General features: G+C 58.3%; 17 protein-coding genes. 12 read left to right on the top strand and 5 right to left on the bottom strand.

Going from position 1 to position 15,563, the window contains the following annotated elements:
- From HSS18214_RS0104125 to HSS18214_RS0104105, 8 genes are all read left to right on the top strand, one after another.
- The coding region (locus HSS18214_RS0104125; protein WP_016914035.1) for an ISL3 family transposase at positions 1–617 on the top strand (617 nt) is incomplete at its 5' end.
- A gap of 241 nt (positions 618–858) precedes the next feature.
- A complete protein-coding gene (locus HSS18214_RS0104120; RefSeq protein ID WP_016914034.1) occupies positions 859–1,434 on the top strand; it encodes a cytochrome b in 576 nt (191 codons plus the stop codon).
- A 69-nt stretch (positions 1,435–1,503) separates the two neighbouring features.
- Positions 1,504–2,088: a YceI family protein gene (locus tag HSS18214_RS0104115; protein WP_016914033.1), complete on the top strand. Its 585-nt coding sequence runs from the start codon at positions 1,504–1,506 to the stop codon at positions 2,086–2,088.
- A gap of 204 nt (positions 2,089–2,292) precedes the next feature.
- Positions 2,293–2,778: a small multi-drug export protein gene (locus HSS18214_RS18555; RefSeq protein WP_068811893.1), complete on the top strand. Its 486-nt coding sequence runs from the start codon at positions 2,293–2,295 to the stop codon at positions 2,776–2,778.
- A 149-nt stretch (positions 2,779–2,927) separates the two neighbouring features.
- Complete coding sequence (locus HSS18214_RS19765) at positions 2,928–3,086, top strand: DUF3817 domain-containing protein (protein ID WP_371827787.1); 159 nt, start codon at positions 2,928–2,930, stop codon at positions 3,084–3,086.
- 104 nt (positions 3,087–3,190) lie between these two features.
- Positions 3,191–3,745, top strand: coding sequence for a TetR/AcrR family transcriptional regulator (locus HSS18214_RS18545; RefSeq protein WP_068811892.1), 555 nt, complete (start codon positions 3,191–3,193; stop codon positions 3,743–3,745).
- Positions 3,746–3,769: 24 nt separating this feature from the next.
- A complete protein-coding gene (locus HSS18214_RS0104110) occupies positions 3,770–5,038 on the top strand; it encodes an ISL3 family transposase (RefSeq protein WP_371827786.1) in 1,269 nt (422 codons plus the stop codon).
- 120 nt (positions 5,039–5,158) lie between these two features.
- Positions 5,159–6,490: an MATE family efflux transporter gene (locus HSS18214_RS0104105; protein ID WP_016914031.1), complete on the top strand. Its 1,332-nt coding sequence runs from the start codon at positions 5,159–5,161 to the stop codon at positions 6,488–6,490.
- Between the two features lie 13 nt (positions 6,491–6,503).
- Here HSS18214_RS0104105 and HSS18214_RS0104100 read toward each other — a convergent pair whose 3' ends face one another.
- The 4 genes from HSS18214_RS0104100 to HSS18214_RS0104085 form a co-directional block, all read right to left on the bottom strand.
- A complete protein-coding gene (locus tag HSS18214_RS0104100; RefSeq protein ID WP_016914030.1) occupies positions 6,504–7,988 on the bottom strand; it encodes a uracil permease in 1,485 nt (494 codons plus the stop codon).
- A gap of 218 nt (positions 7,989–8,206) precedes the next feature.
- Entirely contained in the window at positions 8,207–9,397 is a 1,191-nt protein-coding gene (locus HSS18214_RS0104095) for an amino acid aminotransferase (RefSeq protein ID WP_016914029.1), read from the bottom strand.
- A complete protein-coding gene (locus HSS18214_RS0104090; protein ID WP_016914028.1) occupies positions 9,398–9,736 on the bottom strand; it encodes a 4a-hydroxytetrahydrobiopterin dehydratase in 339 nt (112 codons plus the stop codon).
- A gap of 30 nt (positions 9,737–9,766) precedes the next feature.
- Positions 9,767–10,678 (bottom strand): GGDEF domain-containing protein, encoded by a 912-nt coding sequence (locus tag HSS18214_RS0104085; protein ID WP_016914027.1) that lies wholly within the window; start codon positions 10,676–10,678, stop codon positions 9,767–9,769.
- 273 nt (positions 10,679–10,951) lie between these two features.
- Between HSS18214_RS0104085 and cobA the strand changes: the two genes are divergently transcribed.
- From cobA to dcd, 4 genes are all read left to right on the top strand, one after another.
- Positions 10,952–11,785 carry a uroporphyrinogen-III C-methyltransferase gene (gene cobA, locus HSS18214_RS0104080; RefSeq protein ID WP_016914026.1) on the top strand — a complete coding sequence of 278 codons (834 nt, stop codon included), beginning with the start codon at positions 10,952–10,954 and terminating at the stop codon, positions 11,783–11,785.
- Positions 11,786–11,964: 179 nt separating this feature from the next.
- Complete coding sequence (locus HSS18214_RS0104075; protein WP_016914025.1) at positions 11,965–13,062, top strand: coiled-coil domain-containing protein; 1,098 nt, start codon at positions 11,965–11,967, stop codon at positions 13,060–13,062.
- Positions 13,063–13,230: 168 nt separating this feature from the next.
- Positions 13,231–14,031 (top strand): iron-sulfur cluster carrier protein ApbC, encoded by an 801-nt coding sequence (apbC, locus tag HSS18214_RS17825; protein ID WP_016914024.1) that lies wholly within the window; start codon positions 13,231–13,233, stop codon positions 14,029–14,031.
- Positions 14,032–14,042: 11 nt separating this feature from the next.
- Complete coding sequence (gene dcd / locus HSS18214_RS0104065; protein ID WP_016914023.1) at positions 14,043–14,609, top strand: dCTP deaminase; 567 nt, start codon at positions 14,043–14,045, stop codon at positions 14,607–14,609.
- Between the two features lie 99 nt (positions 14,610–14,708).
- On the opposite strand, the gene purN is transcribed toward dcd, so the two are convergent.
- Positions 14,709–15,452, bottom strand: coding sequence for a phosphoribosylglycinamide formyltransferase (gene purN / locus HSS18214_RS0104060; protein ID WP_016914022.1), 744 nt, complete (start codon positions 15,450–15,452; stop codon positions 14,709–14,711).
- Between the last annotated feature and the right edge of the window lie 111 nt (positions 15,453–15,563).

The following is a 15,563-nucleotide window of genomic DNA, read 5'->3' as shown; positions in this document are numbered from 1 at the left end:
TGGTCGATAAGTTCCACGTCGTGCGAATGGCCAACGAGGCCTTGGAAAAGGTCCGCAAGGGGCTCAGGAAAAAGCTGACGTCCAACCAGCGCCGAACCCTCAAGGGTGACCGGAAGATCCTGCTGAAGCGCGCTCACGATGTCTCAGATCGCGAACGGCTCATCATGGAGACCTGGACAGGGGCATTCCCCCAGCTCTTGGCGGCCTACGAGCACAAGGAGCGGTTCTTCCACATCTGGGACGCCACAACCCGGCGTGACGCCGAGAAGGCGCTGACTGCCTGGATTGACGACATCCCACAGGGGCAAAAGGAGGTCTGGAAAGATCTCGTCAGTGCTATCAGTGGCTGGCATGAGGAGATGCTGACCTACTTCGAGACCGACATCCCGATCACCAACGCCTTCACGGAGTCAATCAACCGGCTGGCCAAGGATAAGAACCGCGATGGCCGTGGCTACTCATTCGAGGTGATGCGGGCACGAATGCTCTACACCACGAAGCACAAGAAGAAGGCACCGACTGCGAAGGTCTCTCCTTTCTACAAGAAAACCATCGGTTACGGACTGCCGGACTTCGCAGAGGAACTCAACTACGGAGTCGATCTATCAACCATCTGAGGGTGGTATCAGATTGATGGGGTGAAGGTGCCCCATCAACCATTAAATCCGTATACCCTTTTTTATTGGCGAAACGCGCTAACGTTTCATAAAGTGACACGGTACGGGCACGATGAAACGGTTTTTCCGAACGATGCGTTCTGCTTTTTTCAGCAGTGTTTTGTCATGCGAAAGGTTATGATTTTCATAACAAGTGAAGCATGCTGTGGGGCAGCGTGCAGCCGTCAATGGGGAATCAAGGATGTGGCGTAATACACGCAGTGGCTGGGGGGTGATCAGTATCGCGTTTCACTGGCTGAGCGCTTTGACCATTATTGGCTTGTTCGCGTTAGGCTGGTGGATGACAGGGTTGGGTTATTACGACCCTTGGTACAATCAGGCTCCCTGGATACACCGCTCGGTGGGCGTGCTACTGCTGCTGGCCACCTTTGGTCGATTGGCCTGGCGCATGATACAGCCCAGCCCGGCTGCAGAGGGTGGTCGGTTCGAGCGTCTGGCAGCTCACCTTGGCCACATAGCCCTTTACGTTTTGATGCTGATGGTACTGTTCAGCGGCTACCTGATTTCGACCGCCAATGGCCGTTCCATCAGTGTATTTGGTTGGTTCGATGCGCCCGCCATCGTGCATGGCTTGCCCAATCAGGCCAGCGTGGCGGGCGACATACACTGGTACAGTGCGCTGGCGCTCATGGTATTGGCAGGTGGGCATGCACTGGTGGCACTGGTTCACCACTGGCGCTTGGGGCACGATACGCTGCGCCGCATGATCAACCCGCGCCATGGGCAGCCAAATCGTCATGGCCAGCCAAAGATTTGAACCCTGTTCTACTCACCGCGGACTCATGATGGATCCGCACTCTTGACCAAGGAAAGCGAGGAGATAGCAATGTTGAAGAAGACAGCGATTGCCACGGCACTGGCCGCAGCGGCTCTGGTTCCCCTGAGCCAGGCGCAGGCGGCTGACTATCAGATCGATATCGAAGGCCAGCACGCGTTCGTGCAGTTCAAGATCAACCATCTGGGCTTCTCTTACATTCTGGGCAGCTTCGAGACCTTCGATGGCCAGTTCCATTACGATGCCGACGACCTGGACGCGTCTTCCGTCTCCATGGAAGTGCAGGTCAACAGCCTGACCACCAACCATGCCGAGCGTGATCGTCATATTCTGAGCGCTGACTTCCTCAACGCCAGCGAATTCCCCACGGCGACCTTTACGTCCACTGGTTTCGAAGCCACGGGTGACAACGAAGGCGTGGTGACCGGCGAGCTGACGCTGCATGGCGAAACTCAGGAAATCGAAATGCCGGTAACCCTGATGGGCGAAGGCGAAGACCCCTGGGGTAACTACCGCGCCGGTTTCGAAGGCAGCACCATGCTGACGCTGAGTGACTTCGGCATCGACATGAGCGACTTCCCGGAAGCCATGCACGAGCTGGAGCTGTACGTTACCTTCGAAGGCATCCGCCAGTAAGCGATGCCCGATGAAAGCGCTGCCACCCTCACGGGTGGTGGCGTTTTTTGCGTTTGGGTAACCGGAATATCTGGTTGATTTGTCAGGTGCATCGCGGCTCGATCTTGCTCCACACCGGAAGAACTGATTGCTTGAAAGGATTTCCTCTTGCAAACATACCGTCCGTACGGTATTGTTCGTTTTTTTTGACGAGAAAGATCAAATATGAATGAGTTAATGCTGTACTTGGGCGTATTCATAGGAGCTGCGACACCTGTACTTGAAGTATGGCTAGCCGTCCCGTTGGGTGTATTAGCTGGCTTACCTTGGTTGCCTGCGGCGTTAGTTGGCTTTGCGGGCAACCTTATTACCTTGTTGCCAGTGATTTATGCTGGAGAGAAAATAAAATCCTGGATTAAGCGCTGGCGCAAAAAAGCACCATCTGAGGGTGTTGATGATGTCGCGGATGAAAAATCTCGAAAGCGAGTGATTTTTGAGCGATTCGGCGTGCCTGGTTTAGCTTTCCTTGGGCCGTTCTTGATTGGAGTTCACGCTGCTTCGGCTTTTGCTATAGCTTCGGGAGCTAATAGAAGAAATGTTGTTATCTGGTTTTCGGCTTCGATATTAATATGCTCGCTTGTATTTGCCATATTAGCTAACTTGGGGCTTGCAAGTTTCGTCGAAGGTCGAGCATTGCCGTTTGTGAGTTGACACGAAGTTTTTGATTTTTTTAACCCAAAGTTTAAGCCAGAAGTATAGGTAAATCACAAATGAAATCATGTCATCGAATAAAGAAGCTAGAAGGGATAGGACGGCTTTTCGCTATCGTTTGCCTGTTTGAAGGATTGACATAGGCAGGCCTGCTGATCGGAATGTTCCTAAAGTACGCAACTGCGACCACCGAGCTCGGTGTATGGCTATTCGGGCGTTTGCATGGCGCCGCATTCCTGTTCTACGTAGTTATTGCAATCCTTTCTACCCGACGCCTGCTGCATAGACTGCCGCAGCAAACTGTGTAGGCAAGCGATCCCCATGTTTAACCAGCGGACGGGGCACGAGCTCTCCACATTTTCGTTAATTTTCGTATTAAGAAGAAAAAGTTAACAGATACCAAGAGGTGCCAATGGAATCCTATCGCAGGAAAAAACAGCCAGAACTTGTAAAAAAGCAACTTATAGAAGCAGGGGTTTCTATTGCGCTCAAGCGTGGTTTGGCCGCAGTGACAGTCCAGGGTGTATCTGAAATGGCTGGGGTTACAAAGGGCGGGTTCTTGCATCACTTCCCCTGTAAAAAAGATTTAATACTGGCAATGTTCAATGATTTACTTTTTTCAGTTGAAAGAGACTTAGAGCAACACATGGCTGAGGATCCTGAAGAGTACGGATCATTTACACGTGCATATATTGAATTTTCAATGGCTTCAGCGTGGGATGGAATGCATGACAGAAGGACGGCTTTAGCAGTACTTTCTATTGGTGAATCAGAACTTCGTTCGATTTGGGCAAGCTGGTTCAACAAGATGCAAAGAAAACATTTTCAGACAGATGGGGATGATCACTTAGCTATAACAAGATTAACTGTTGATGGATTATGGATGGCAACATTGTCTGATATAAATCTTCCAAATATAGGAAAGATACGAGAAAGTCTGCTCGATGCTACGCGCAAGAGGGGCTGACTGATTGTGATCGGTTCTGCCAACATAATCCACTTGTCAACATACCAAGTACTGGACTGCCGACACACCGACGAAGACATGCACTTCCAAGTGGACGCGCCTGATCCAATCGCCTGCGAGGACTGCGGCGTGATGGGTGAGCTCGTGCGGTTCGGTAAGCGTGATGTTCCTTATCGGGATCTGCCCATTCACGGCAAGCGGGTCACCCTTTGGGTGGTCCGCCGTCGGTACACCTGCCGGGCCTGCAAGACCACCTTCAGGCCCCAGCTACCGGAGATGGTGGATGGCTTCCGCATGACGCTGCGGCTGCATGAGTACGTGGAGAAGGAATCCTTCAACCACCCCTACACCTTCGTGGCGGCGCAGACCGGCTTGGACGAGAAGACGGTACGCGATATCTTTAACGCCCGCGTCGAGTTCCTGGGGCGCTGGCACCGCTTCGAGACGCCTCGCATTCTGGGCATCGATGAGCTGTACCTGAACAAGCGCTACCGCTGCATCCTGACCAACATCGAGGAGCGAACCCTGCTCGACCTGCTGGCCACCCGCCGTCAGGACGCGGTGACCAACTACCTGATGAAGCTCAAAGACCGGCAGAAGGTCGAGATCGTCAGCATGGACATGTGGAACCCCTACCGGGCAGCGGTCAAGGCGGTGCTGCCACAGGCCCGCATCGTGGTCGATAAGTTCCATGTGGTGCGTATGGCCAACGATGCGCTGGAGAAGGTGCGCAAGGGCCTCAGAAAGGAGCTGAAGCCCTCACAGAGCCGAACCCTTAAGGGAGACCGGAAAATCCTGCTGAAACGCGCTCACGAAGTCTCAGACCGGGAGCGCCTCATCATGGAGACCTGGACAGGCGCATTCCCGCAACTGCTGGCCGCCTACGAGCACAAGGAGCGCTTCTACGGCATCTGGAATGCTACCACACGGCCCCAGGCAGAAGCCGCCCTGGACGAATGGATAGCCACCATCCCGAAGGGCCAGAAGGAAGTCTGGAGCGATCTGGTCAGGGCGGTGTGTAACTGGCGCGAAGAGATCATGATCTACTTCGAGACGGATATTCCCGTCACCAACGCTTACACGGAGTCCATCAACCGATTGGCCAAGGACAAGAACCGTGAAGGGCGTGGTTATTCCTTTGAGGTGATGCGGGCACGAATGCTCTACACCACGAAGCACAAGAAGAAGGCCCCGACTGCGAAGGTCTCTCCGTTCTACAAGAAAACCATCGGTTACGGACTGCCGGACTTCGCAGAGGAACTCAACTACGGGGTCGATCTATCAACCATCTGAGGGAGGTATCAGGTTGGTGGGGTGAAGGTGCCCCATCAACCATTAAATCCGTATACCCTTGCGTTTTAGGGCACCCGTCAACCGAGCAATACACCAAGGAGGCCGCCGTTGGCAGCCGCTATGCAACAACGTGAGTTGGCCATCACCCTATGGCGCCAAACCTGGCCCATGGCCATTGGCGTTCTGGCGCTGCTGGGGTTTCAGCTGGTCGACAGCGCCTTCATCGCGCGGCTGGGCACGGCCCCGCTGGCCGCCCAGTCGTTCACTTTTCCGCTGTCGTTTTTGATCATTGGCATTCAGGTGGGGATGGGCATTGCGATTGCGGCGCTCATCTCCCGCGCCCTGGGGGCCGGTGAACAGGCCAGAGCCAAGCGCTTGAGCAGCCTGGTGCTGGTAGCCGGTGGCGCGGTCATCGGTGCGCTGGCCGTGGTGCTTTGGGCGTTGCAGGAGCCCTTGTTCAGCCTGCTGGGGGCCGACCAGCGTGCGCTGGGGCACATTCGAGCCTACTGGGCGCCGCAGCTGTTCGCTGCCTGGCTGGGCGCCTTGCTTTACTTCATCTACAGCGTGTTTCGGGCCCACGGCGATACTCGGTTGCCCGGCAAGATGATGGTGGTCAGCAGCCTGGTGAACCTGGTGCTGGACCCGCTGTTCATTTTTGGCCTAGGCCCCTGGGAGGGGTGGGGGTTGCCGGGGGCTGCCTGGGCCACGGCCATCGCCTTTGCCGTGGGCTTATGGTTTACCAGCCGTAAGCTGTATCGCCGTGGGTGGGCGACGATGGACGCGCTGTGGCCAGAGGCCAAACGCTCCTGGCGTCCTTTCACCGGCATTGCCGCGCCAGCCATGGTCAGCCAGCTGATGCCGCCGCTGGCCGCCATGCTGGCGATTGCGGCGGTGGCCGGTCTTGGCGATACCCAGGTCGCGGCCTGGGGGTTGGCCAGCCGGTTGGAAACCCTCTCGCTGATGGTGATTCTTGCCATGACCATGTCGCTGCCTCCCTGGTTGGGGCGCTGCTATGGGGCTGGAGACTGGGAGCAGATCCACCGTTTGTTGCGCCTGGCGCTGACCGTGGCCGTGGCCTGGCAGTTGGCGTTAGGCGTGTTGTTGGCGCTGGCTTCACCCTGGGTGGCCATGGCGCTGGCCGGTAATCCGGAAGTGCAGAGCGAGCTGGCGCTGCTGATACGTTTTCTACTGCCCAGCTATGCGGCGCTGGGCGTGTGCATGCTGGTGGTCTCGGCGGGCAATGCGCTGGGCTGGCCGCTGCGGGCCATGCTGCTCTCCAGTGCGCGGCTGTTCGTTTGCTACCTGCCGTGCCTTTGGGTGGGGGCTCAGCTGTTTGGCTGGACGGGCTTGGCTGCCGGTGCTGCGGTGGGGAATGTGTTGGCAGGCCTGATGGCCTGGGGGGTGCTGCGGCGGATTCTCTCCCGCCCGCATCGGCGGGCGGGAGCGTCATGACCCTACGACAGGTTCAGTGCAGGCGGCGTGATTCCTGAAACGAGAAGTACAGGAACAGCAGCGCCATGGCGAGGTAGCCCATGACGAAGTCGGGGGCCGCATTGAAGGCCAGCTGCGGTGCATGCATCAGGCCAACGAATGAAAAGCCCGCCGCGATGGCGGCAAAGGCCGCTGCCCGGCGGAACTGATGGTCGATCACCGACACGGTCATGGCGCCCAGCAGGATGGCCATGAACATGGCGCCTTGCCCCAGCACGACGATGGCGCTGGAGATGTCGCTGACCACCTCACCGGCTCCCCGGTTGAAGCGCGTCATCACATAATTGGCGAAGTAGGGCAGCATCGCCAGGGCGATGGCTGGGTAGTAGCGGGTATCGTTGGCCTGGAACGCAGTGGCGATCATGGACATTCCCACGAACACCAGAATAGGCGCCACGACGGAGACCGGGATGATGGCCGCCAGGGCAGCAATCAGGCCGAACATGGTGGCCAGCGCGTAGACGGCGCCGTTCAGCAGGCTGTAGCCGCGCCCTGCGCCCATCCATTTGGCGCCCACCGTGGCAATGTAGACCGTGGTAGGAAACACGCCCCCAAACAGCGCCCCGATCATGGTGCCCGCGCCATCCACGGCCTGGCACTCCCGCACATCGTACTTGTCGCCTGCGGCTTCCATGGCCTCGACGTTGTTCATGGTTTCGATGGCGTTGTACAGGGTAATGGGTAGCACCACGGTCAGGACGGCCAGCATGCCGGTGAACAGCAGGCCCAGCCCTTCGAACCAGGCGAGATTGGGCAGCAAGGGGTAGAACCCCAAGTGGGTGAAGGCATCGCTGAAGCGCTCGGTGCCTGCATCGCCAATCAGGTAGGCCATGGTCGTCCCGATGACGATGGCAAACAGCGAGGTGGGGAGCTTGAAGGGCATGCTCACCCTAGCGACCAGGCCCACGATGATGATCCCCAGCACCAGCAGGCCAATGACCGGCATTTCCAGCGTCTTGAACAGCATTTCACCGGCGATGAAGGTCAGCGCAACGCCTGCCACGGCACCCAGCATGGCGGCTCGGGGCAGGTGATACTGTACCCAGCGGCCCACGACGCTGATCAGCGCTTCGATGGCTCCGCTGATGAAGCAGGCAGCTACGGCGACTTTCCAGGCGAGTTCGGCATCGCCGGTCAGCTGTTTGGCGGGCAGCAGCACCCCGAACAGGAAGACGAACATCACCGGCGTGGAAATACCGTAGGAGAGCGCCGTGACGTCGCTGCGGTTCTCCTTGCGCGCCAGGCGAGCGGCGCTCCAGGCGTAGTAGAAGTTGCCCACCATGACGGCGACCGCCGCCCCTGGCAGCACCTGCCCATACACGATGGAGGCAGGGAAACCCATGCCCAGCATGGTAATGGCGATAATGACGAAATTGGCGATGTTGTTCTGAAACAGCGCAAAGAAAGCGTCGGTATCTTCTTTTTTGTACCAGGGGTAGGGAGTGCTGGCAGCCGCCATGTTGTGCCTCTCGGTTATGGTGTGTTGTATACAAGGCTACGCTGAGTGTGCCGAATGTTTGACTAATCGGTCAAGCGTTGCGTTGTCACGGACGCCGCGCGGGCGCCCCAGGCTCTGGCGGCGAAGGCGCAATTGTACACATCATTGTTCAAGAGGTTGATCTTTCGAAACAAAAACGCCCGGGCCAAGGCCCGGGCGTGATACGTCAGTGCGTGAGATCAGTCGTTGACTGCCGCGATGGCCTTGGCCAGGTAGGGGAGATTCTCGTGGGAGAAACCTGCCACGTTGGCACGGCCCGAGCGCACCATGTAGATGCCGAACTCGTCACGCAGGCGGTCTACCTGTTCCGGGGTCAGGCCCGTGTAGGAGAACATGCCGCGCTGCTCGGCCACGCAAGCGTATTTTTCCGCCAGGCCGTAAGGCTTCAGCGCTTCGACGAAATCGCGACGCAGGGTGTTGATACGGTCGCGCATTTCCGTCAGCTCTTCACGCCACAGGGCGGATAGCTCGGCATCGTGGAGGATTTCGCTGACGATGGCGCCGCCGTGGGCGGGCGGGTTGGAGTAGTTTTCCCGGGCAACGATGGCCGCCTGGGAGCGAACGTTCTCCATCTGCTCGGCGTCCTTGGCCACCAGAATCAGGCAGCCAGTGCGCTCGCAGTAGATGCCGAAGTTCTTGGAGCATGAGCTGGTGATGATCACTTCATCCAGGTTTTCAGCCAGCAGACGAACGCCGTAGGCGTCTTCGTCCAGACCTTCACCGAAGCCCTGGTAGGCGAAGTCGATCAGCGGCAGCAGCTTGCGCTCTTGCAGAACGGCCATGACTTCCTGCCACTGCGCTTGAGAAAGATCGAAGCCGGTGGGGTTGTGGCAGCAGGCATGCAGCACGACCACGTCGCCTTCGGGGATCTGCTTGAGGGCTGCCAACATGCCCGCGAAATCCAGACGGTTCTCGGCATCGACGTAAGGGTATTTGTGCAGTGCAATGCCTGCCGCGGTGAAGATGCCGTGGTGGTTGGGCCAGGTGGGGTCGCTGACCCAGATGCCCTTGCCCGGTAGCTGGTTGGCGATGAAGTCTGCCGCCAGGCGCAGGGCACCCGTGCCACCCGGTGACTGCGTGGCGCTGGCACGCTTGGCTTCCAGTACCGGTGAGTCGGCACCCAGTACCATGGGCAGCACGGCATCGCCATAAGCGGGGGCACCGTGGGAGCCAATGTAGGTTTTGGTGGTTTCATTCTTGAGCAGGCGAGCTTCTGCTTCCTTGACCGCGCGCATGACCGGGGTATTGCCCGCTGCGTCACGATACACACCGACACCAAGGTCCACTTTCTGCGGATTGGTGTCTTTCTTGAAAGCTTCGATCAACCCGAGAATGGCGTCTCCAGGGACTCGCTCAATTTGCTCAAACATTTATTCGACTACCTCGTCGGTTCTGGCGGCAAGAATGAAATCATTGAGATGCAGGCCGCGCAGGGTATGCGTCCACCAGGTCACGGTGGTGCGCCCCCACTCGGTCACAATGACCGGATGATGCCCAGCCTGCTCGGCGACCTCACCGACCCGTTGGGTAAATGTCAACGCATCGGCGAAATCACGAAACGCAAAGCGTCTCGTCAACTTCATGATGCCATCGTGTTCGATAATCTGCCACTCTGGAAGTGTGGCCAGATGGGGTTGGCATGCCTCATGAGCGAGCGGCATGGCATCTGACGACACGGGCTGGAAGGCAGTGCGAGCGAGGCTTTGCATGGTCGGTCTCCGGGCGCGATCAGTATAGCGTCAGGGTAGAAGACGCACGCAGTCCCGGCCAACCTCCTTGGCACGATAGAGTGCCTGATCCGCGCGCTCCATCAGGCTGGTCAGGGGTTCGCCGCAACGGTACTCCGCCACGCCGATGCTCAGCGTGACGCTGGCTTGGCCAATGCCGAAATCGTGTTCGGCGATGGTTTTGCGCAGGCGGTCGGCAAGCGCATGGCATTGCTGCAGCGAGGTAAGCGGCAACAGTACCATGAACTCTTCACCTCCCAGGCGGGCCACGATGTCTTCACAGCGCAGCAGCGACGTGGTCAATGTGGCCAGCTGTTTGAGTACCTTGTCGCCCTGCAGGTGCCCCCAGGCGTCATTGAGCTGCTTGAAGTGATCGATATCGATCATCATCACCGATAGAGGAGAGCCATGGCGCGTGCTCAGGGAGCTCAAATGGGTCAGTTGCAGCATCAACTTGCGCCGATTGGCGAGGCCGGTCAGCGGGTCGGTGTCGCACAGTCGGCGCAGGCGCTGCTCTTCCAGCACCTGCTCGGTGATGTCCATCATGATGCCACTCCAGCGCACCCCGTTGGTCAAGGGCTCCGGGGTGGCACTGACCGCAATCCAGCGCGGGTTGTCCTCGGGAAAGGGCAGCTGAAAGCGGGTGGTCAGCGGCAGCATCCAGCGTGCCGAGCGCTCGATGGCTGACATGATTCTGGGGTAGTCGCTGCCGGTGAGTTGCTCCAGCAAGGGCTGGGCATCTTCAGCAAGCTGATGCTTGTCGATATACGCAAGCGCCATGCCGCCGCCTTCCATATAGGGAAAGCACATGTGCCCGCTATGGGCACGATAAAATCGAAAAATGACCCCGGGAATACTGCTGATCAACTCTTCCGAGCCAACGGTGCCGGGATTTGCAGTAACGGGTGCCTCATTCACGGGCATGCGTGAATCTCCAGACAATAGGCCTATTATAAGTTAGCCGTAAAGATTAGCCCTAAAAAGGTAAATGGGATGTAAGCCATTGCTGACAAATTGTCTTTTATTGATAATTTTTTGGAATTAAAAAAATATTTTTAATTCTATATTTTGTGATTTTGCGTTGTCTGGCCTGTGCAGCATGAGCAATTCGGTTTAAAATTACTTTTTTGTATATAAATCATTATTTTTATTACTTTGGTGGCGGTTTTGGGCACGCAGCCAATACATGAAGGGGGGATGACGACCATGGTAGCCACGAGCTCCCAGCCAAGTGCTGGTCGTGTCAGTCTGGTAGGCGCAGGGCCTGGCGACCCGGACTTACTGACATTGAAAGCTTACCGGCGGCTCAAGAGCGCCGAGGTGGTGCTTTATGATCGTTTGGTGAGTGATGAAATCATCGCGCTGCTACCCTCGGAAGCGGCGCGCTACTATGTGGGCAAGGCGCGTTCATCCCACAGTGTTCCCCAGGAGGGGATCAATCAAGCGCTGGTGGATTGGGCCCGACAGGGCAAACAGGTGGTTCGACTGAAGGGTGGCGACCCTTTCATCTTTGGTCGCGGTGGCGAGGAGCTCGAAACCCTGGTGGCAGCGGGCATCGAGGTAGAGGTCGTGCCCGGTATTACGGCGGCATCTGGCTGCGCTGCCTATGCCGGCATACCGCTGACCCATCGTGATCATGCGCAATCCGTGCGTTTCGTCACCGGGCATTTGCAGCAAGGCGAGTTTACCCTTGATTGGCCTACCCTGGCACAGCCCGGCCAGACCCTGGTGTTCTATATGGGGTTGAGTAATTTGACGTCGATTTGCGAGGGGTTGATGGCCCATGGTCTGGCGCCAGACACGCCGCTGGCGCTGATCGAGCAAGGTACCACGCGTCAGCAGCAGACCCACACGGGTACGCTGGGGCATCTGCCCACGGCTTTTCTGCAAGGCGCTATCCAACCGCCCACGCTGTTGATCGTGGGAAGCGTGGTGACACTGCATGCGCAGCTGTCGTGGTTCGAGGCGGAGCAGGGGAGCGCTCAGGGGTTTGGCGAAGATAGCCATTTTTGTAAAGCGCAGCGGCCATAACGTGATTGTCATGCGCGTAGAAAACAAGAGAAAGCGCGCTATCCCGGTGGACGGCTGGCGATATGCGGGTGGCTGTGTATGCTGATAGGGACTACTTTTAGAAACGATCGTTGATGGTAACGAACGTTTTGTCACTCACGTTGCTATTACCAGCAGCCAAGCGAAGAGAGGGATGCAGCATGTCAGAAGCAAACCACCCAGAGCCGCAAACACCTGCTGGCAAGCCCGATATGAAGACGCTGTTTCAGGATAACCGCGTCAAGGGGATTGCCGGTATCGCGGCCATTGCGGTGATATGGGCCATCATGGCGCAGTCCAATGCAGGCACCCATCGTGATCGCGTCGAGCGGCTGGAAGGTCAGCTGAATAGTGTCGAGCAGGAAAATGCCCAGCTGAGCCAGCGTCTGGCTGAGGTCGAAGAAGCCGAAGCAGACCTGACGGCCATGCGCGAAGAAATAGCCCTGTTGGCGCAACAGCAGGAGGAAGCGGCCGAGACGCTGGCTTCCGCCCAGGGCGAGGTAAGTACCGTGCAGTCGCGTCTGGAAGAGCTGGAGGCTCAGCGTGACGCGCTCGAACAGGAAGTGACCTCGCTGGAGGAGCGTCTGGCGGGCGCTGAGAGCGAGCTGGAAAGCCTGCGTGAAACCCGCGATCAGATCGTCAGCGAGCGTGACGAAGCCGAGTCTAGCCTGCAGCAGATCGAAGACGCCCGTGAAAGCGCGGAGCAGGCGCGTCAGGAGGCTGAAGCGGCCCGTCAGGAAGCCGAAGAGCAGCGCCAGCAGGCGGTCGAGGAGCAAGCGGCTGCTGAAGACGAGCTTGCCGAGCTGGAGTCCCAGGTCAACGAGGCCAGCGAGCGCCTGGCCGAGCTGGAAGAGCAGATTGCCAGCCAGCAGAGCGAGCTGGAGTCGCTGCAGGAGGAGCGCGATAGCGTGACCAGCGAGCGCGATGCGATGCAGTCCGAGATCGAGTCCATGACCCAGCTGCGCGAAGAGGAAGAAGAGAGCCTGAGCCAGGTGCGCAGTGAAATGGATGATCTGATGGTGGCGCTGGACATCGGACGCGAAGAAGTCGCCAACGTCGAGAGCGATATCGAGACTCGCGAAGAGCAGTTGGAGAGGCTGGAAACCCAGCTGCGTGAATGGCGTGAAGAGCTGGCCGCGCTAGGCGACCGTCTGCACGTGGATGACGCCGCCAATGACGAGGTGCCTGACCTGTCTGGCGATGAAGAGACTGACGAAGGCGATGAAGAGGCTAACGAAGAAGATGAAAACGAGGCGTAATCACTGCCGGTAGTTGCCGTCAGTCCAGGCTCGATGGCGAAAGCTGTCGTGTTCTAACATGAGCGGGCATGGGGCTTCCATGCCCGCTTTTGCGTTTCTCGGTTTAGAAATGGGCGGTGGAGGAGTATCATTCCCGCCAGACCATGCTCAACAACGGGAGAGCCATTGATGGATGGTGTGAAACATATCGTGGCCGTGGCCTCGGGCAAGGGCGGTGTCGGCAAATCGACCGTGACCGTGAATCTGGCGCTGGCATTGGCGGCTCAGGGCTATCGCGTAGGCGTGCTGGACGCTGATATCTATGGCCCCAGTCAGGCGCAGATGCTGGGCGTCAAGGAAGGGGTGCGCCCTCAGGCCGGGGAGAACAACACGTTTCTGCCGCTGGAAGCGCACGGTATCCAGGCCATGTCGATGGCGTTCATGGTCAATACCCGGGATGCCATGGTATGGCGTGGCCCCATGGTCGTGGGGGCGTTCCAGCAGATGCTCAACCAGACCCAGTGGGACAACCTGGACTTCCTGCTGATCGACATGCCGCCCGGTACCGGCGACATCCAGTTGACGCTGGCGCAGAAAGTGGCCGTATCGGGTGCCGTGATCGTGACGACGCCTCAAGACATCGCACTGCTGGATGCTCGCAAGGGCATCGAAATGTTCCGCAAGGTCAATGTGCCTGTGCTGGGGGTCGTCGAGAACATGAGCCTGTACCACTGCGAACAGTGCGGCCATGAAGCGGCGATCTTTGGCACCGGTGGTGGCGAGCGCATTGCCGAAGAGTACGACACGACGGTGCTGGGTCGGCTGCCGCTGACGCTGTCGATCCGTGAATTGGCCGACTCCGGGCGCCCCAGCGTGGTTGCCGAGCCGGAGAGTTCCGTGAGCCAAACGTTTGCCGAGATTGCCCGTCAGGTGGCGCAGTCCGTCAACGCCCATCAATCCGGTGGCCCGACGATTTCCTTTAGCGAGTGATGAAGTAACCGATGAGCATTAAATCAGACAAGTGGATCCGCCGTATGGCGCAGAGCGATGCCATGATCGAGCCCTTCGAAACCGAGCAGGTGCGCTACGTCAACGATCAGCGGGTGATCTCCTACGGCACGTCCAGCTACGGATACGATGTGCGCTGTGCCGATGAGTTCAAGGTGTTTACCAATATCCACTCGGCGATTGTCGATCCCAAGTCGTTCGATGACAAAAGCTTCGTCGATGTAAAAGGGGACGTGTGCATCATCCCGCCCAACTCGTTCGCGCTGGCGCGCACGGTGGAGTACTTCCGTATTCCGCGTAACGTGCTGACCATTTGTCTGGGTAAATCGACCTACGCGCGCTGCGGCATCATCGTCAACGTGACGCCGCTGGAGCCGGAGTGGGAAGGCCACGTGACGCTGGAGTTTTCCAACACGACCAACCTGCCTGCCAAGATCTATGCCCATGAAGGCGTTGCCCAGATGCTGTTCCTCGAATCCGACGAGGTCTGCGAAACCTCGTACAAGGATCGCGGCGGCAAGTACATGGGTCAGCGTGGGGTAACCTTGCCCAGAACGTGATGGGGAAGGCCTGAGCGATCAGCCATTGTCAGATGGCAAGAGAAAAACGCCCTGATGCAGTGATGCATCAGGGCGTTTTGAGTTGGATGCCACGATGGGTCAGGCGTCGTTGGCTTCTTCGTCCAGTTCTTCGGCGGCATCCGCATGGGAAAGACGCATGCCATGGGGCGGTAACAGGTGGCCGTCCATGCGTGCGCCTTCGGCGGTGTACTGCAAGCGTCCCTCGAGGAACCAGTGAACGGCAATCGGGAAGATCAGGTGTTCACGGGCGTGGACCTTCTCCTTGAGGGTCTCGACGCTGTCGTCGGCGGTGACGGCGAGCTCGGCTTGCAAGACCACCGGCCCTCCGTCCAGCTCTTCGGTGACGAAATGCACGCTGCAACCATGCTGGGCAACGCCATCGGCCAGGGCTCTGGCGTGGGTGTTGAGGCCCTGGTAGGCAGGCAGCAGCGACGGGTGAATGTTGAGCATTTTGCCCAGGAAGCGCTGTACGAAGTGTGGCGTCAAAATCCGCATGAAGCCCGCCAGAACGATGAGATCCGGCTCATGGCGTTCGATCACCTTGATCAGCGCGCCGTCATAGGCGTCGCGGCTATCGTATTCACGGTGGGGCAGAGCCACCGCTTCGATACCCGCTTCGTGGGCGCGCTTCAGACCGTAAGCGTCCGGCTCGTTGGAGATGACCGCGACGATCTCGCCGCCCAGACGGTCGTGCTGCTGGGCGTCGATCAAGGCCTGCAGGTTGCTGCCGCTGCCGGAGATCAACACCACCACGCGACGCGTACCCACGGGTTCCGGGGTCAGGTCGTTGATGGTATCCGTGCTGTACTCGGTACTACTCATGCCTGCGGGCCTGCCTTGAGGTTGTTCAGCACCACGGCCTCGCCCTGGCGTGCTTCGATGTGGCCAATCTGGTACACGGTTTCACCTTGAGCCTGCAAGTGAGCCTTGGCG

It is taken from the genome of Vreelandella stevensii S18214 (genome assembly GCF_000275725.1).
Lineage (GTDB): Bacteria > Pseudomonadota > Gammaproteobacteria > Pseudomonadales > Halomonadaceae > Vreelandella > Vreelandella stevensii.
Note: the sequence above shows the minus strand (reverse complement) of the source record. Positions and strands in the feature narration are given on the sequence as shown.